Genomic DNA, 17,521 nt, shown 5'->3' on the forward strand with positions numbered 1-17,521 from the left:
ATGGAGTTAAACGCTTCTTTCTGGACATTGATTAAGACAAAAATGAAAAGTCGTAATGATAACAATAAGTTATTAGATACGTGGCTAGACCCTATTGAGTATATCAGTACTGGAGGCTCCTTTGAGCGTCCCAAATTGATACTCGGAGTACCCAACGCCCTCCACCAGTATTTCGTTATCGAGAATCTTCAGGATAAGATTTACACAGAAATTTCAGATACTTACAAGCGTCCATTTGAAGTTGAGTTTAATGTTACTGGGGCCAAAGTAAATACCCACATTGAAACTATGAACACTGTTGAGGAGACTCCATCCCACCAGGGATCCGAGGTTCTTCAAGCACAACTTGCACGTACTCAGGCTATTCAGACTACTCAACCTAGGTCCAGCGACACATTAAACGTGGATCTGACTTTTTCGACCTTCGTCGTGGGTAAGAATTCTGAATTTGCTCATGCAGCTAGTTTCAACGTAGCCAGAAACCCAGGCGCCGACGATTACAACCCTCTCTATATATATGGACCGGTTGGGATGGGTAAAACGCATCTTTTGCATGCGGCTGGAAATCATATTCGCGAACAATTCCCGCACCTTAGAATTACTTACCTATCAGCTGAACGCTTTATGAATGAGTGTATTTCAGCTATCCGTCGCCATGAAATGGATAAGTTCCGCCAAAAATACCGCGAGAACTCGGATATCCTATTAGTGGACGATGTTCAGTTCATCGCGCGCGGTGAAGCTGTTCAAGAAGAGTTCTTCCACACGGTGAATAGTTTCATTGATACGCGTAAGCAGGTTATCCTGGCGAGTGATCGTATGCCGAAGGATATCCATGGCCTTGAAGACCGCAGTCGTACCCGTCTTGAACGTGGTTTGATCGCAGATATCACAATGCCTGATCTAGAAACTCGTATCGCGATCCTTAGATATAAAGCTGAAAAGTTTAATATGCGTCTGCCTGAAGATGTTGTTCATCACATTGCACGCATTTCTAAACGTTCTATCAGAGAGCTGGAAGGCAATCTTAAGAAAGTTAAGATGTTTTCTGAGCTTCAAGGTTTGCCGATTGATGGTGAGCTTGTGAAGCGCATCCTTTCACACCACGAAACGCAATCTACAATCTCTGTTGAAGAGATTATGAAGATGACTGCTGATCATTTTAAAGTGCGAGTTTTGGACCTAAAATCCTCTACACGCGCCAAGCCAATTGTCGTTCCACGTCAAATCTCGATGTATTTGATTAAGAAGTTTTTGGATAAATCTTTGGTAGATATCGGCAAAGCTTTCGGCGGAAAAGATCACACAACAGTGATGAACGCGCTGGATCGTGTGAAATCTCTACAGGCAACCGATCAAGATATCGCGAAAGATATCGAGGATTTAGAGACAAGAATCCACAATATCACAGGTGTGTGAATGTGGACTGTGGAAAGAGTTGTGGATGAATCTGGGGGAAGAAATGTGGATCCGAGTTACCCCCAAAATTCGCAACTTTCAGCCTAACTTGTGCAGAGGCTTTATCCACAACTGTTTTTTAGTGTTTACACGCACTTAGAGGATTTGTTAGGTTTTCCACGCCCCTACTACTACTACTAGTTATTTATATTAATAGTAATAGATAATAAGAAGGGTGATTTAAGAGGGATTTGTTATGAAGATCGAAATTGATAAAAGAGATCTATTAAGCCTTATTGGTAAAACTCAAAATATCGTTGAGAAGCGCAACACAATGCCAATTCTCATCAATGTTCTTTTAGAGGCTGATCAAAATTTATTAAAAGTTTTCGCAACAGATTTGGAAGTAAGTCTTACAGATCAAATCAAAGCTGCAGTTCATCAACCAGGTAAAGTAGCTGTTTCAGCAAAAAGCCTTTTTGAAATTGCTAAAGAACTTTCTGAAGGTCCAATCACTCTTATCAAAAAAGAGAACAACTGGTTGGAAATCAAACAAGGTAAGTACACTTCAAAAATTGTTGGTATCTCTGCTGAAGAATATCCGATCTTCCCTACTTACAACTCTCAAGCTTTCATCAAAATTGATGCACAAGTTTTGAAAGAGATGATTGATAAAACTATTTACTCAGTATCGAACGATGAAACTCGTTACCACTTGAACGGTGTATTCTTTGAATTGAATCCACAAGCAGGTTTCAAAATGGTAGCGACTGATGGTCACCGTATGAGCTTGGTTAGCAAAACTTCTTCTGACGTAAAAGTTTCTGCTACTCAAGGTGTGATCATTCCTCGTAAAGGTCTTCATGAAATCAAAAAGATTTTGGAAGGCATCGATGGTTCTGTGGAAATCGCTGTGGAAGGCTCACAATTCGTATTGAAACATTCATCAACAATCTTGATGATTCGTTTGATCGAAGGAAAGTACCCGAATTATCAACAGTTTATTCCACAGAAGCTGACGCAAAAAGTGATGATCAACAAGGAAGCTTTCCTTACTTCACTAAAACGTGTTTCTCTTTTGGCGAATCAAAAATCCAAAGCGGTATTGTTGAATCTTTCTAACGGCCGTATGGAAATTTCTTCGAACAATCCTGAGTTGGGTGATGCGAAAGAAGAAATCGAAGTTGAGTATGCAGGTGGTGAAATCAAAATTGGTTTCAATGCAAAATACATCACTGACATTTTGACTAGCATGAATCACGACAAGATCGATTTCGAATTGAACGATCACTTGTCACCAGGTTTAATGAGACCTCATAACGACACTTCTTACACTTGTGTTGTTATGCCTATGAGAATCTAATGATTTTTGAACGACTACGTCTTGTTAATTTTCGTAACTACCGAGACGTAGTATTGAAGTTTTCTCCTCGCGTGAATGTCTTCGTCGGAGACAACGGTCAGGGGAAAACAAATCTCCTTGAAGCGATGTACATGATCTCTCAAGGTGATTCCTTCCGCTACTCAGACAACTCCACAATGATAAATTCGAATAATCAAGAATCGCTTATTCAAGCTTTGATTACTCAAAACGATCTTCACTACAAATTGAAATTAGGTTTAACGAAAAGTCGCAAAGTTCTGACGTTGAATGAAAAACGTGTGACGTCTGCCGATGTTCGTAAAATTTTTGCTAGTGTTGTCTTCAGTCCCGAAAGTTTAGCATCGATCAAGGAAGGTGCAGATCACCGTCGCCAACTGGTTGATGATTTGCTCATCACCTTTGATCGTAAGAACACGGATTTGATCGCCGATTATCGTAAAGCACTGAAAACTCGCAACAAGATGCTTAAGAACTTTGTGGAGGGTGAGGCGACCCGAAGCACTACCCAAGACCTTTTAGAGTCTCTACACCCGCAATTTGTGCGTTTAGCGACGGATTTAACGTACGCCCGCATCACCGCACTAGCAGGTTTGGGCAAAGATTTTAATAATGCCATGCAATACATTTCCAACAATTCTGCTGTGGATATTTCAGTGGAATACCTCGTTTCCGATGAAAACGCGGTGAGTTTCACTCGTGAACAAGTCCAAATGTTGCTCGAAAAACGTCTTGGAGAATTGCATGATGCGGAGCTCTCATCTGGAACCAGTTTGGTAGGGCCTCACAAACACGACATTGTGTTCCTATATGGTGGAAAAGACTCAAGATTTTTTTGTAGCCAAGGGCAGCAAAGAGCCATCATTCTTTCTTTCAAAATGGCCCAAATTGTGTATCATAGGAAGGCTCACGGAACCTATCCTGTGCTGATGTTAGACGATGTCTTATCTGAGCTCGATAAAACCAAAAGAGATGCGCTGATTACGTTCTTACACGAGATCAACACACAAATTTTTGTTACGACGACAGACTTCACATTGCCCGAATCATTTAGCCTCGATCAGCTTTCCGTCGTGCGCATCAAGGATGGCCAAATCCTTGAGTAAGTAGCTTCGAGTTTTTTAACTCGCGGTGAATGTATGAACGCGACTTGCTCGACAGCGTCGATGAGTATGCAAAGCAATGAGGGGTTACAGTGTCTACAGAAGAACAACAGCAGCCAGCGTCCTATTCGGCTGATTCAATTCAGGTTCTTGAAGGTCTCGAAGCAGTTCGTAAACGTCCCGGGATGTATATCGGTGATACACAGTTCAAAGGTTACCATCACCTTGTGTATGAGATTGTGGATAACTCGGTAGACGAACATCTTGCGGGATATTGCAAAACAATCAAAGTTTCAATCAACGCCGACGAATCAATCACAGTTGAAGACGACGGTCGTGGTATTCCAGTAGCGACTCAAAAACAAACTGGTAAATCAGCTCTTGAAATTGTTATGACCGTACTTCACGCCGGCGGTAAATTCGATGGCGGTGGTTATAAAGTTTCTGGTGGTCTACATGGCGTGGGTGCTTCTGTTGTGAATGCCTTATCCACTCGCGTGAATGTTGAAGTTCAACGTGATGGTCATTTCTGGAGACAAAACTACGAGCGTGGTAAAATCATGGCTCCAGTTGAAAAAGGTGAAGCTTCTTCTAAAACTGGTACGAAAACTACTTTCAAACCAGATCGTGAAATTTTCAAAGATGAAACTATCACTTACGATTTTGCTACTTTGGCAAATCGTTTCCGTGAACTTGCATTCCTAAATGCGGGTCTTCATATTTCTTTGTCTGACGAACGCACAGGTAAAAAACAAGACTTCCAATATGCGGAAGGTGTTGCTGAGTTCGTTAAGTACATGAATCAATCTAAAAAATCTCTTCACAACGAAGTAGTTTACTTCAAAGGTGAAAGAGATAACGTCGACGTGGAAATCGCGATGCAGTGGAATGATTCTTACTCAGAATCTATTTTCACATATTGCAATAACATCAATACTCACGAAGGTGGTACTCACCTTGTTGGTTTCCGTGCGGCTTTAACTCGTACAACAAATGCGTATGCGACTGAAAAAAATCTTTTGAAAGATTTGAAAACAAACCTTGAGGGTGAAGACATCCGCGAAGGTTTGGCTGCAGTTATTTCCGTAAAAGTTCGCGAACCACAATTTGAAGGTCAGACAAAAACTAAACTTGGTAATGCCGAAGTAAAAGGTATCGTCGAGTCTTTGGTGAATGAAAAATTGGCTGACTGGATGGATCGCAATCCTTCTGTTTCTAAAAACGTCATCATGAAATGTGTGGAATCAGCGCGTGCTCGTGAGGCTGCTCGTAAGGCACGTGATCTAACTCGTCGTAAGACAGCTCTTGATGGTGGTTCATTGCCAGGTAAAATGGCGGACTGCCAAGAACGTGACCCTGCACTTTGCGAACTATACCTGGTGGAAGGGGACTCCGCGGGAGGTTCCGCGAAGCAAGGTCGTGATCGTCGTACACAAGCGATCTTGCCTTTGAAAGGTAAAATCCTAAACGTAGAAAAAGCACGTTTTGATAAAATCATCTCTTCAGAAGAGATTAAAGTTATCATCTCTGCACTTGGTACTGGTATCGGTAAAGACAACGTGAACGTGGATAAAATCCGTTATCACAAAATCATTATCATGACCGATGCCGACGTCGACGGATCTCATATCATGACTCTTCTTTTGACATTCTTCTATCGTCAAATGCCATTGGTTCTTGAGCGCGGTTACATCTACATCGCTCAACCACCGTTGTATCGTGCGAAAAAAGGTAAAGAAGAAACATATTTGAAAAATGAAGCTGCTTTGACTGAGTATCTTTTGAGCTCAGGTTTGAATAACTTCAAAATCAAAGGCAAAGAAAACTTGCCTGAGTCTGAACTTCGTCAGTTGATCTTGAACATTCAACGTTTGAACAGCTTGATCAAAGTTTCATCGAAAAAATACGACAAAGACGTTTTGTATTTCATGCTAAGCAAAGTTGCTGATCTTGAAAAAACTTTGGGTGATGAAGGTAAAATCAAATCTGTTCTTGCCGACATGACTGCTTGGGTGAATGCGGATCCAAAACTTGGTATCACAGAATTCAAAGCAGAAGTTAAACAAGACGAAGCTACTGGTAAACCATACGCAGATATCTACACTGTTCGTTATGCAGACCGCATGACAACGAAGTTCAGCTTGGACAGCTTGCGCTCTTCAGAAATGATCGAGCTTCGTAAAATCTGGGGTCAAATCCAAGGCGTTAGCACATTGCCATTAACAATCATCGAAGGCGAAAACGAAGTTCAATTCGAGAACTACAACGACTTCTATGAACACGTTATGGAATCTACGAAAAAAGGAATCTACATCCAACGTTACAAAGGATTGGGAGAGATGAATCCGGAGCAGTTGTGGGAAACTACACTGAACAAGGAAAACAGAACTCTTCTAAGAGTTTCTATCGAAGACGCTGTTGCGGCCGACGAAACATTCTCAATCTTGATGGGTGAGATGGTTGAGCCTCGCCGTAACTTTATCCACGAAAATGCTCTTCTTGCTCGTAGCTTAGACGTTTAATTTTGAATATTGGTGAATGAATATGGAAAATAGTAATCAAGAAAAAGGTGTCACGTTAGTCGATATCAGTAAGGAAATGCGTGGAGCATACCTTCAATACTCGATGTCAGTTATCGTTGGCCGTGCTCTTCCAGATGTGCGCGATGGTTTGAAACCTGTACATCGCCGCGTTCTTTTCGCTCAAAGTGAAATGAACAACCGTCATAACAGACCCTACTTGAAATCTGCCCGTGTGGTGGGTGACGTAATCGGTAAATACCATCCGCATGGTGACTCCGCCGTTTACGAAACAATGGTTCGTATGGCCCAAGATTTCTCTCTTCGCTACCCGCTTGAAGATGGCCAAGGTAACTTCGGTTCTATCGACGGTGATAGTGCAGCAGCCATGCGTTATACGGAAATCCGTATGACTCCGATGGCAGAAGAGCTTCTGAATGATTTGGAAAAAGAAACAGTAGCCTTCGGTCCGAACTACGACGACTCTTTGCAAATTCCTCTGGTACTTCCTGCGAAATTCCCGAACCTTCTTGTGAATGGTTCTTCTGGTATCGCAGTTGGTATGGCGACAAATATTCCGCCACACAATTTGGGCGAAGTGATCGATGGTACAATCCACTTGATCAACAACCCTACTTGCCAACTTGAAGACTTGATGGTGCACATTAAGGGACCGGACTTCCCGTCTGCCGGTGTAATCGCAGGTCGTGAAGGTATCTTGCAGGCTTATAAAAAAGGCCGCGGTATCATTTCACTAAAAGCAGTTGCGGAGATCGTTCCGAACAAAGACCGTGAAGATATCATCATCACGGAAATTCCATACCAAGTTAATAAAGCGAAGTTGATCGAATCAATCGCTGACCTAGTTCGCGACAAAGCTATCGAAGGTATCTCCGATATCCGCGACGAATCCTCTCGTGAAGGTATGCGTATCGTGATCAATCTAAAACGTGGCGAAAATGCTTCCGTTATTTTGAATCGCTTGTACAAATTCACTCAGATGCAAGTTTCAGTTGGTATCATCATGCTTGCGCTTGATGCGAAAAACCAACCAGTTACGTTCGATTTGAAAGGCATGCTTGAAGCTTTCGTTGATCACCGTCGTGACGTTGTTACGAAACGTTGTATCTTCGAACTTAAGAAAGCCCAAGAACGCGCGCACATCTTGGAAGGTTTGAAAAAAGCCCTAGATCATATCGAAGAAGTTATCAAAACGATCCGTGCTTCTAAAGAAGCGCATGCGGCTCGTGAAGCTTTGATGTCTAAATTCGAATTCTCTGAACGCCAAGCGGTTGCAATCTTAGAAATGCGTTTGCAACGTTTGACTGGTTTAGAGCGTGATAAAATCATCGAAGAACTTGCTGAACTTCAAAAAACTATCGACTGGTTGAAATTCGTTTTGGCTGACGTTCGTGAAATCTACAAAATCATCGTTGGTGAGCTTGAAGATATGAAGAAACGTTACGCTGATCCTCGCCGCACTCAATTGCAAGGCAGCCTAGACGATATCGAAGACGAAGATTTGATTGCTGACGAAGACATGGTTGTGACTGTCACAAATACAGGTCTTATCAAGCGTATGCCGACAGCTGAGTACCGCGTGCAAAAACGTGGTGGTAAAGGCTTGAAAGGCATGGAAACGAAAGAAGAAGACTACGTTACAGATCTATTCTCTGCTTCGACAAAAACGATGCTTCTTGTCTTCACTGACAAAGGTAAAGTGTACTGGGTGAAAGTTCATAAACTTCCACTAGGCAGCAGAACTTCTAAAGGTAAGTCTTTGGCTAACGTTGTTCAATTGGCTTCAGGTGAAAGCGTTCGCGCGATCTTGCCAGTGAACGAGTTTGACGAAAACAAATTTGCTGTGATGTTGACTGAAAAAGGTGTGATTAAGAAAACATCTTTGGATTCATTCTCGAACCCAAGAACTGCGGGTGTTATCGCTCTTACTACAGATCTTGATGATGCGATCATCGACGTTAAGATCTCTGACGGTCAGTCAGACATCTTCATCGCGACTAAAGAAGGTATGTCGATTCGTTTCAACGAAAACGACGTGCGTGGAATGGGTCGTACAGCTCGCGGTGTGAAAGCAATCACTCTTGCGAAAGAAGACGTTGTGGTAGCAATGGAAGTTCTTGAAAAGAACACTCCAGACACTATCTTGATGGTGACTTCGAAAGGTTATGGTAAACGTTCAGAAGTGGGCGAATACCGCGTTCAATCTCGTGGTGGTGTAGGTATCATCACTCAGAAAACGACTGACAAAGTTGGTAACGTTGTCGGCACTAAAAAAGTTTCTGAGAAACACGAATTGATCCTTTCTACTGACAAAGGCCAAGTTATCCGTATGAAAATGACGGACATCTCGGTTCTGGGTCGTAACACTCAAGGTGTTCGTTTGATTAACATCGACGAAAAAGAAGAGACAGTAACTGGTTTGGCAGTGGTTGAAGACGACCAATCTGACGAAACAGCATCTGCTCCAACTGCACCTGAAGGCGTAACTCACTAGTATGATTAGAGGAGTACTGGTTGTAATATTCCTACTCCTCACCGCCTGCTCTACTCAGGAGCAAGGCGATTATAAAACTGCGCAAAAAAATGTGTCCCAGGGTAATTACAAGGTTGCCCTGGAATACTTCGACCGAGTCATCTTAAGAAATAACAAATCAGAATACCCACTTGAGGCTGCCCGAGAGGCCGCTCGCGTGGCGTTCTTTGATTTAAAAGACTACGACCGCACGATTACCTATCATCGCTTTATCGTCTTGCATTCGGGCGATGAGAAGGAACGTTTAGCTTCGCAAAAACAGATCGCAGAAATCTATTTCAATAATCTTCAGAACTACCAGGCTTCAATTGTTGAGTTTAGTAAGCTTCAACAGATGCCTCACACAGACTTAGAAGCCTCTCAATATCAAATGAGTGTGGCTCGTGGTCACTACTACATGAATAACTTCTTTCAGGCAGAGTCAGAGATCGATTCATTGTTGCGTTTGAAATCAGACGACAACATCCGCTTTCAGGCGTTAATGCTTAAAGGAAATATTCTGGTTGCGAAAAAAGAGTATACGAAGGCAATCGATATCTTTAAGGGTATCATCGACAAATACCCTCAGCGTTCTGTTCAAGAAAATGTCGGTTTGACGTTGGCGGTCTGTTACGAGGAAAACGATAATTTTAAGGAAGCGATCAAGGTTCTTGAAAGTTATCGTGGCAAATACAACCCTCCAGAGTATATCGAACTTCGTATTAAACGCCTTCAAGAGCGTATGAAAAATGCTCCGGGTGCGAAAGGCTTTAGGAAGTAATGAGAAAGTATATAATTTTTGCATCCATCGGCTTCGAGCTTGTCGGTCTTATCATCGGGTGTTTTTACTTGGGTGAACTTCTGGATAGTAAGTATCAAACTAAGGGCATGGCCTTTGTTGGTTTGAGTTTGGCAGCCCTGGTGGGCTGGCTCGTTCGTGTGATTTGGCTTTTAAAACGCATGGACGCCCAAGAAGAAAAAGAAAACGCGAATAAGAAACCATAAATGAACAGAGTTTTGATTTCTCAGGTCCTAATAACAGTCATTGGCTACTTTGCCTGCCTGTTTTTTGCCGCACCTAATCATGCAAACTCTTACCTTTGGGGCTCCCTAACCATCTTAATTAGCTTTGCCTTGATGGGCTTGGGATACGGGCTCGTCTTCCGAAAAAAATTGGTTGCCCTAGGTATCTCCCTCATTGTATTTAAGTACGCGATTTTAGGCATAATTATCTTCACTCTCGTAAAACTCGATTGGTTTTCATCAATAGCGTTTGCGATGGGTGTTGCTAGCTTTATTGTTTCAGCAATCTATTATGCGATCAGTGAAGCTTTGAGAGAGGAAAAAGAAAATGGCGGCAGGAGCACACCACCCGTTTAACTGGACACAGCTCGTACCAAGCGTTGGTCTTGAGTATTACCACGTTGCTACTCTTGCGATCGTAACGGTTGCAACTTTCGGCATCGGCCTTATGGCGCGTGCATCTTTGGGTAAAGGTGAAACAGCGGTTCTTCCAGCTGATAAATTCTCTCTTCGTGGAATCATGGAGATGCTAACTGAAATGATGTCGGGACTTGCTGACATGGTTATCGGTGAACACGGCAAACACTATGTTCCGTTCTTTACTTCAGTATTCTTCTTTATCGTATTCAACAACTTGGTAGGTATGCTTCCGGGCATGACTCCTGCGACTGAAAACATCAACACGACATTTGGTTTCGGTATCTTGATGTTCTTGTTCTATAACTTCCAAGGTGTAAAAGAAAACGGACCTGTTGCTTACCTTAAGCACTTCATGGGCCCAGTTCTTTTCTTAGCTCCGTTGATGTTTGTAATCGAAATCGTTTCCCACTTAGTTCGTCCATTCTCTTTAGGTCTTCGTCTTGCTAACGTAATGATGGGTGACCACACGGTACTATCTGTATTCTTGGATCTAGTACCAATCGGCGTACCAATTCCATTCTATGTAATGGGATTGTTCGTATGCTTTGTTCAGGCTTTTGTATTTACTTTGCTTTCAATGGTTTACGTAGCATTCGCGATTGCACACGACCACTAAGAGGCAAATATTTAACCGTTCTCTAAAGGAGATACACATGAAAAAATTGATGGTTGCTCTAGTAGCAATGTTCGCAGCAGCTCCAGCATTCGCACAAGAAGCAGTAGCAACTGCTGCTACAACTTCTGACCGTGGTATGGTTGCTATCGCAGCTGCATTGACTATCGCAGTAGCGGTATTCGGTGGCGCTATGGCTCAAGGTAAAACTGCTGCTACAGCACTTGATGGTATCGCTCGTAACCCAGCGGCTTCTGGTAAGCTTTTGATCCCAATGATCTTGGGTCTAGCTCTTATCGAGTCTCTAGTTATCTACGCGTTGATCATCGCTTTGAAACTTTCTTAATTCCTCGCTGCCAAAGCAGCAGAATTAAAAAGATCAGAAATGATTTTAAAAAGGCTGGGTTCATCCCGGCCTTTTTTTATTCCCGAAAAGGTACGTCCTTACCTTGTATACGAACTATATCTAGTCCAGCTACCCTCTTCCTTTTTGAAAACCAAACAGAATAGCTCCAGAATATTTAGGTCGGAGGTTCTATGGGAAAGCGCCATTCGCAAGTCGTAAATATTGATGAGGTCGATGCTGTCGAAAGCAGTCATGGAAATAAGTTTGCAAATAAGCGCAAACGTTTAGGAGCTTTATCTGGATCTCAAGAGATCGGCTGTAGTTGGTATGAAGTCCCTCCTGGTAAACAGGCATTTCCGCATCACGCGCACTATGGAAATGAAGAATCATTCTTTATAATTTCTGGTTCTGGCCAATGTCGTATTGGAAACGAGACCGTCGCTGTAAGGGCGGGAGACTTCGTAAGTTTTCCGCGTGGAGAGGATTACTCCCACTCCCTTTTCAATAATGGATTTGAGCCACTTGTATATTTGGGAGTTTCAACTGCGAACCAAACAGACATTATGGTTTATCCTGATTCCAAAAAAATTGCGATCGCTGGCGGAGCTAACATGCATGCGGGATTAAAAGCCGCGAAGCTACACAAGATGTTTAAAGACCAACCGAACGTGGACTATTACTTAGACGAAGAATAAAAAATTAATTTTCCTATTTACCTTGCCCTTGGGACAACCTCGATAAATAAATTGAGGTTAGGATGAAGAACTGGCTCACCATCGGACAATTTGCAAAAGAGATTGGCGTTTCTGCGAAAGCCCTTCGTCTTTATGAAGACATGGGTTTGCTGAAGTCTCACGTTCGTGGTGAAAATGGCTATCGCTACTATGGTGAATCTCAATTGGAAATTGCCCATCGCCTGAAAGAGTTCAAAGATCTGGGGTTTTCTTTGGTAGAGATAAAATCTTTGCTTGAGACAAATCAGTCTTTGAATGTGCAGAAAATGACTGAAGCGATGACGATTCGATTAGAGGCCATTTCCGAACAGTCAGAATTACTCAATCAGCAACGGCAGCAGATTACGAATATCCTCTCCTCCTTGAAAAAAGGAAATGAGCCACTTAAGGCCAAGCAAAGGAGAGCTATTTTGAGAAGTTATGGGCAAGTATCTATCGTCGTTACTGGTTTCGGAATTCTAGATCAGACTGCAAAATGCATTCAGAAGTATTTCAAAAATGCTTCGGTTGAAATTCCAATTTACCAATGGAGTTCTGAGTTAGTTCTTCCGGAGAAAAAACCTTATATCCTTTTGGTGAACGAAGCTCAGTTGGAAGACCATGGAATTGATAAGATCCACCCTGAGGTGGTTGTTATTAAAAGTCTTAGTACTTCTTCCCAGGAAGTTAAAGATCGTTATTTGCGCCTTTATAGCGATGCGGGTCTTCATATGAGCACTGTGTTTAATGCTGACGATCGCGCATCTGTGGACTTAGCGGCGTGTGAGAGACCACGAGAAGGCCGAACTTTTTACGTCTCTAAAAACGAGGGGCTTAAAGATCAAATCCGAAGAATTGGTGGAGCATTTAGTGATGGCGATGAGATTGATTTGTTCGCCTTCAATCTGGTTTCTCCAAGAGTAGATCTAAAATTGAAGCTTAAGAATATCATGGGAATTGAAGAGGAGATGGCAATTGTTTCTTCTTTGGTTGCCGTGATGGATTCTGGTTTTAAGAAGGAACACCTGCAAACAGATCAGGTGGATTTGCTGTAGGAAATATTCACATCCATCCTGGGTGATAAAGAAAAGGGCCGGTGTTCTCACCAGCCCTTTTTATTTACGTAAAGTTACCTCCGGAGCGGAGGTGCGGTCGTCCGCAGTTGATGTAGGTAAGGACGTACCTTTTAAAGGTACTTATTTACCACGGCTTCAACGCGGTCTTGGATGCGCTTCATGCCTTCAGCTGTTGTTGCCTCATAACGTACAACCAGAACTGGTTGCGTGTTTGAAGAGCGGCACAATGCCCAACCGTCTTCGAAGCTTAAACGGATGCCGTCAGTTAGATCTACCTTGTAGTCTGTTCCTGGGCCGCCTTTGAAAGCCTCTTTCATTTTCTCAACGATCAAAACCTTTTTTTCTTCAGTTGTGTCGATGCGAATTTCTGGAGTGTTGAATGCTGGTGGCAAACCTTCTAGCAATTGCTGAACGTTCTTACCAGTTTTCGCCAAGATCTCTACCAGGCGAAGACCTGCGTAAGGAGCGTCGTCGTAACCGTAGTTGCGATCAGCAAAGAAGATGTGACCAGACATCTCGCCGCCGAATGGTGCTTTTTCAACTTTGATTTTCTCTTTCACCAAAGAGTGACCTGTTTTCCACATGATCGGTTGGCCACCGTGTTTTGCGATATCATGGTACATGCGATCAGAGCACTTAACGTCGCCGATGATCTTTGCACCTTTTTGCGTAGAAAGAATATCGCGTGCGATGATTGTCATAAGCTCATCACCGTAAATCATTTTACCTGTGTGATCTACAACGCCGATACGATCTGCGTCGCCATCGAAACCGATACCGCAGATAGCGCCTTCTTTTTTAACTTGGGCAGCAAGATCAACCAAGTTTTCTTCAACAGTTGGATCTGGATGATGATTTGGGAAACGACCATCTGGTTCTTCGAACATGATTGTCGGTTTCAAACCGCACGCTTCGAATAAGCCGCGAACAACAGAACCGCCAGCGCCGTTACCGCAATCCAAAACAACTTTAATGTCCTTCAACTGACCGAATTCTTTTTTGTAGTGTTCGTAGTAGCTTGGACGGATGTCGAAAGATTCCACAGAACCTTTGCCATCGATGTATTCGCCCTTTTCGATGATCAAACGAAGTTTTTGGATTTCTTCGCCAAAGATTGTGCCTTTACCAACAGAGATTTTGAAACCGTTGAATTCTGGAGGGTTGTGAGAACCAGTTACTTGAACTGCGCCATCCACTTTCATTGTGAAAGTCGAGAAATAGCACACAGGAGTCGTTACAAGGCCCAAGTGAATGACTTTAGCACCTGACTCGACAAAACCTTTTTCCATGCTTTTAACGATCGCTGGAGAGCTTACACGAGCATCGTGGCCGATAGTAACCGTTGGGTTCGAAATGTTTTTATTTTGCTTTAGATAAACCACATAAGCGCGCGCCAATAGATAAGCGAAATTGTCATCAAACTGACCGTTGTAAACGCCGCGAATATCGTATTCTCTGAAAATCACCGGTTGATACATAGAATTCCTCTTTTCAACACTAGGTATTGGAAATGATTAGAATTAATACTAACTACGCCTGCTGTCGAGTCAAATTAATAGCCCAGCGAATAGCATCAATCATCGAGTTCGGATTTGCCTTATTTTTGCCAAAAATATCTTTAGCGGTGCCGTGATCAACACTGGTTCTGATGAATGGGATTCCCAGCGTAATATGCACGCCACTGTCTTGTCCGTGCACCATTTTAAACGGGATAAGGCCCTGATCGTGATACAAACACAAATAAACTGAGAATTTCTTCCAGTTTTCTTTAAAGAAAGCAGCGTCTGGAACGAGCGGACCTGTAACCGGAATCTTTTTCTCTTTTGCAAAGGAAATGAGATTCGGGAAAACCATCTGTTCTTCCTTACCAATCATCCCCTCTTCACCTGCGTGAGGATTTAATCCTAAGACCCCGATGGGTTTTGATTGTTGTGCTTTCGGCAAAGCACGACGAAGCAAATCGGCGCTTAATAAACCCTCAGCAACCGTGCTGAAGCTAATGTGTTTCGTAATTTGAGAAACCGGAAGATGTCCTGTGGCAAGAACGACATTAAATTCGCTGCCCGCAAAGCCCATATGTGCAGTTTTGGTTTTGGAAACACGTTTTAGAATATCGGTGTGGCCCAAATCTTTAAAACCGGAATCTTTAATCAAAGTTTTAGAAAGAGGAGCTGTCGCCATTCCATCCAAATTCTTTTTCATGCAAGCTTTGGCGCTGATTTCAACCCAATGTGCTGGAGAAAGATCTGAACAAATATCTACTAGATATGGACCTTCAATTTTAAGGCCCTCATCAAGATCATCGACAGTGATACGTGTGAATTTTTGATCGATTAGTTTTAGGTACTTTGCAGAGGCATTATCATTCCTCCACAAAAAGAATTGCACACCTTTCTGAGGGCCGATCTTATGCAAAGCTTTGGCTGTTACTTCAAAGCCAATGCCGTCATCGTCCCCAGTGGTAAGTGCGATTCTTTTGTTACTCATTGATTCTTACGAAAGAGTCATCGCGTTTATTTTGCAACCATACGCGAAGCTGACGTTTAAAGCTGCCTTCAAGGATTTGAGCTTTGATACGTTCTTTTTGCTTTTCGAACTTAGGATCTGGCGTAAGTTTTTTCGTCGTCAATTTTACGATGTGGAAACCCAGACGAGATTTAACGATCCCAGTAGTTTCGCCGACTTTAAGATTGCTAATCGCTTCTTCGATCTCAGGGATAAAATCGCCAGATTTGAAAGTACCAAGAGCACCACCCGCAGAGAAATTCGGGTCTTCACTTAGTTGTTGCGCCAAAGTTTCAAAGTTTTCACCAGAGCGCAATCTTGAAAGAGCCGCCTCTGCACGTTTGTAAGCAGCTTCACCGCCACCTTTTTTAGGGCTAAAGAAGATATGAGATACAGAGAACTCATCGATCGAAGGCTTGTTGTTTGGATTTGATTTCAAATACTCATTCAAAGCGTCTTCATCAGAGATACGAAGTTTTGAAATGATCTCGGAATCCATCAAGCTTTGCTTTTCGATACGCTCTTTCAAAAAGATTTTGTAATCAGCGATGTTGATACCTTGGCCTTTAAGGACGCTGATAAGTTCAGCCTCACTTACGCCATTCTTTTTCGCCATATCTTTGAATTCTTGTTCAACGCGTTCGTTGGTGATCGTCAAATTCAAACGTTTGATTTCAGATGAAATGATTTTTTCATTAATCAAATAATCCATCTGTGCTTTGCGATCTTTCTTTAAAGATTCAGCATTTTTCCCATCCAACAAAGAATCATCGACCATTCCTGGTTTTGAAATGCGGTTCTGAAGTTCTTTCAGATCAGATTCCAAGATGATTTCGTTGTTCACAACAGCGATGGTTTTTTCAACCACTTCTGCTTTTACTGGAGCTGCCAAAAATAAAGAAACAAGCAAACTAATCATTATTCCCTCGGGTATCTACGCTGATGGAATTCATCAACTCGTAGTCCTTTAGGACTTTACTACTTCTGAGCTGAGCATCAAGCCACGCCACGTATTCCGCCTGCTCGCGTTGAGCTTTAAGCGCGCGCGTAATCTGAGGACGAACCTCTTCGAGGGTCAAAGTAGAAGCTGGGGCCTTCTTTTCAACGCGGATTAGATGAATTCCGAACGGACTTTTGATCATTTGCGTGCCAGCAGAGTTCACAAAAAGCTTATCAAAGTAATCCACAGTGCCTTTTTCAATCCAACCGATGGCTCCACCCTGTTTTGCTTCAGGAGTGATCGAGAATTTCTTGGCAAGTTCCGCAAAATCCTTCGTTTTTAGGTCGGTTTTAATTGCGTCAGCCTTAGCCTCTTCGTCGACTACGATTTGGCGGATAAAGATACGCTCTTTGCGTTTATACATATCCTTGTGGTCTTCGTAGTAGCGTTTAACTTCTTCTTCAGCGATGGGCTTAGCTTTTTCATTAATCTTTTTGAAAACCTCGCGCTCAATCAAGCTATAGCGAAGTTCTTCACGCCATTCAGCGAAGGATAGATTTTCTTGAGCTAAGGCACGACGGAAAGAAAGGTCATCTGGATAGTTTGCTCGGAGTTTATCCACTTCTTTATCCAGAGTGTTTTCAGCTACCACGATACTTTGTGCGCGTGCCCAATCAAGCGTCAGACTTTTCACCAAGAAATCACGAAGGATTTCTTCTTTAATTCGCTGAACGTTGTTGGGATCTTTTGCGGCAAGTGCATCGAAGTTTTTAAGCTTACGAGCCAGTTGATTTGCAAATTCTTTTGCTGTCAGGACGTGTTCGTTTACTTTCTCAACAGGTTGTTTTGAAAGTTTCTGGTGCTTGGATGGACATCCCGCCAACAGCATGCTTGTTAAAATAAAAAGCCCCGTTTTGGCGGGGCTCTTTAGGAATTTCATTTAAGTGTTCC

General features: G+C 42.7%; 16 protein-coding genes. 12 read left to right on the forward strand and 4 right to left on the reverse strand.

Translation table 11 applies throughout. The annotated features are described in order from the left end of the window. From dnaA to ACLVWP_RS00060, 12 genes are all read left to right on the forward strand, one after another. A complete protein-coding gene (gene dnaA / locus ACLVWP_RS00005) occupies positions 1–1,419 on the forward strand; it encodes a chromosomal replication initiator protein DnaA (RefSeq protein WP_413559204.1) in 1,419 nt (472 codons plus the stop codon). A 235-nt stretch (positions 1,420–1,654) separates the two neighbouring features. Continuing rightward, positions 1,655–2,761 carry a DNA polymerase III subunit beta gene (gene dnaN / locus ACLVWP_RS00010; RefSeq protein ID WP_413559205.1) on the forward strand — a complete coding sequence of 369 codons (1,107 nt, stop codon included), beginning with the start codon at positions 1,655–1,657 and terminating at the stop codon, positions 2,759–2,761. Further along, a complete protein-coding gene (recF, locus tag ACLVWP_RS00015; RefSeq protein WP_413559206.1) occupies positions 2,761–3,885 on the forward strand; it encodes a DNA replication/repair protein RecF in 1,125 nt (374 codons plus the stop codon). Before dnaN ends, recF begins: the two co-directional genes overlap by 1 nt. Positions 3,886–3,974: 89 nt before the next feature. Beyond that, a complete protein-coding gene (gene gyrB / locus ACLVWP_RS00020) occupies positions 3,975–6,404 on the forward strand; it encodes a DNA topoisomerase (ATP-hydrolyzing) subunit B (protein ID WP_413559207.1) in 2,430 nt (809 codons plus the stop codon). Between the two features lie 22 nt (positions 6,405–6,426). Beyond that, a complete protein-coding gene (gyrA, locus tag ACLVWP_RS00025) occupies positions 6,427–8,916 on the forward strand; it encodes a DNA gyrase subunit A (RefSeq protein ID WP_413559208.1) in 2,490 nt (829 codons plus the stop codon). 1 nt (position 8,917) lies between these two features. After that, positions 8,918–9,715: a tetratricopeptide repeat protein gene (locus tag ACLVWP_RS00030; RefSeq protein ID WP_413559209.1), complete on the forward strand. Its 798-nt coding sequence runs from the start codon at positions 8,918–8,920 to the stop codon at positions 9,713–9,715. Next, positions 9,715–9,939 (forward strand): AtpZ/AtpI family protein, encoded by a 225-nt coding sequence (locus tag ACLVWP_RS00035; RefSeq protein ID WP_088616022.1) that lies wholly within the window; start codon positions 9,715–9,717, stop codon positions 9,937–9,939. Before ACLVWP_RS00030 ends, ACLVWP_RS00035 begins: the two co-directional genes overlap by 1 nt. Then, positions 9,940–10,314: a hypothetical protein gene (locus tag ACLVWP_RS00040; RefSeq protein WP_413559210.1), complete on the forward strand. Its 375-nt coding sequence runs from the start codon at positions 9,940–9,942 to the stop codon at positions 10,312–10,314. Further along, the gene (atpB, locus tag ACLVWP_RS00045) at positions 10,286–10,993 is read left to right on the forward strand and encodes a F0F1 ATP synthase subunit A (protein WP_413559211.1); all 708 of its coding nucleotides are present in this window, start codon (positions 10,286–10,288) and stop codon (positions 10,991–10,993) included. Before ACLVWP_RS00040 ends, atpB begins: the two co-directional genes overlap by 29 nt. A gap of 37 nt (positions 10,994–11,030) precedes the next feature. After that, the gene (locus tag ACLVWP_RS00050) at positions 11,031–11,336 is read left to right on the forward strand and encodes an ATP synthase F0 subunit C (protein WP_413559212.1); all 306 of its coding nucleotides are present in this window, start codon (positions 11,031–11,033) and stop codon (positions 11,334–11,336) included. A gap of 191 nt (positions 11,337–11,527) precedes the next feature. Beyond that, positions 11,528–12,031, forward strand: a complete 504-nt coding sequence (locus ACLVWP_RS00055) for a cupin domain-containing protein (RefSeq protein WP_413559213.1) — start codon at positions 11,528–11,530, stop codon at positions 12,029–12,031. A 62-nt stretch (positions 12,032–12,093) separates the two neighbouring features. Then, positions 12,094–13,104 carry a MerR family transcriptional regulator gene (locus ACLVWP_RS00060; RefSeq protein ID WP_413559214.1) on the forward strand — a complete coding sequence of 337 codons (1,011 nt, stop codon included), beginning with the start codon at positions 12,094–12,096 and terminating at the stop codon, positions 13,102–13,104. Positions 13,105–13,235: 131 nt separating this feature from the next. On the opposite strand, the gene ACLVWP_RS00065 is transcribed toward ACLVWP_RS00060, so the two are convergent. From ACLVWP_RS00065 to ACLVWP_RS00080, 4 genes are read right to left on the reverse strand one after another with little or no spacing between them, the layout of a single operon-like run. After that, a complete protein-coding gene (locus ACLVWP_RS00065; RefSeq protein ID WP_413559215.1) occupies positions 13,236–14,603 on the reverse strand; it encodes a phosphomannomutase/phosphoglucomutase in 1,368 nt (455 codons plus the stop codon). A 52-nt stretch (positions 14,604–14,655) separates the two neighbouring features. After that, a complete protein-coding gene (locus ACLVWP_RS00070; RefSeq protein ID WP_413559216.1) occupies positions 14,656–15,612 on the reverse strand; it encodes a 4-hydroxythreonine-4-phosphate dehydrogenase PdxA in 957 nt (318 codons plus the stop codon). Next, positions 15,605–16,549: a peptidylprolyl isomerase gene (locus ACLVWP_RS00075; RefSeq protein WP_413559217.1), complete on the reverse strand. Its 945-nt coding sequence runs from the start codon at positions 16,547–16,549 to the stop codon at positions 15,605–15,607. The genes ACLVWP_RS00070 and ACLVWP_RS00075 overlap by 8 nt, the downstream gene beginning before the upstream one ends. Next, positions 16,542–17,510 (reverse strand): peptidyl-prolyl cis-trans isomerase, encoded by a 969-nt coding sequence (locus tag ACLVWP_RS00080; protein ID WP_413559218.1) that lies wholly within the window; start codon positions 17,508–17,510, stop codon positions 16,542–16,544. Before ACLVWP_RS00080 ends, ACLVWP_RS00075 begins: the two co-directional genes overlap by 8 nt. Positions 17,511–17,521 lie beyond the last annotated feature (11 nt).

This window comes from Bdellovibrio sp. HCB209, assembly GCF_047306065.1.
GTDB lineage: Bacteria > Bdellovibrionota > Bdellovibrionia > Bdellovibrionales > Bdellovibrionaceae > Bdellovibrio.

Coding starts and splice junctions, on each gene's coding strand:
- dnaA (WP_413559204.1), top strand. CDS start 1: ATGGAGTTAAACGCTTCTTTCTGGACATTGATTAAGACAAAAATGAAA.
- dnaN (WP_413559205.1), top strand. CDS start 1,655: ATGAAGATCGAAATTGATAAAAGAGATCTATTAAGCCTTATTGGTAAA.
- recF (WP_413559206.1), top strand. CDS start 2,761: ATGATTTTTGAACGACTACGTCTTGTTAATTTTCGTAACTACCGAGAC.
- gyrA (WP_413559208.1), top strand. CDS start 6,427: ATGGAAAATAGTAATCAAGAAAAAGGTGTCACGTTAGTCGATATCAGT.
- ACLVWP_RS00030 (WP_413559209.1), top strand. CDS start 8,918: ATGATTAGAGGAGTACTGGTTGTAATATTCCTACTCCTCACCGCCTGC.
- ACLVWP_RS00035 (WP_088616022.1), top strand. CDS start 9,715: ATGAGAAAGTATATAATTTTTGCATCCATCGGCTTCGAGCTTGTCGGT.
- ACLVWP_RS00040 (WP_413559210.1), top strand. CDS start 9,940: ATGAACAGAGTTTTGATTTCTCAGGTCCTAATAACAGTCATTGGCTAC.
- atpB (WP_413559211.1), top strand. CDS start 10,286: ATGGCGGCAGGAGCACACCACCCGTTTAACTGGACACAGCTCGTACCA.
- ACLVWP_RS00050 (WP_413559212.1), top strand. CDS start 11,031: ATGAAAAAATTGATGGTTGCTCTAGTAGCAATGTTCGCAGCAGCTCCA.
- ACLVWP_RS00055 (WP_413559213.1), top strand. CDS start 11,528: ATGGGAAAGCGCCATTCGCAAGTCGTAAATATTGATGAGGTCGATGCT.
- ACLVWP_RS00060 (WP_413559214.1), top strand. CDS start 12,094: ATGAAGAACTGGCTCACCATCGGACAATTTGCAAAAGAGATTGGCGTT.
- ACLVWP_RS00065 (WP_413559215.1), bottom strand. CDS start 14,603: ATGTATCAACCGGTGATTTTCAGAGAATACGATATTCGCGGCGTTTAC.
- ACLVWP_RS00070 (WP_413559216.1), bottom strand. CDS start 15,612: ATGAGTAACAAAAGAATCGCACTTACCACTGGGGACGATGACGGCATT.
- ACLVWP_RS00075 (WP_413559217.1), bottom strand. CDS start 16,549: ATGATTAGTTTGCTTGTTTCTTTATTTTTGGCAGCTCCAGTAAAAGCA.
- ACLVWP_RS00080 (WP_413559218.1), bottom strand. CDS start 17,510: ATGAAATTCCTAAAGAGCCCCGCCAAAACGGGGCTTTTTATTTTAACA.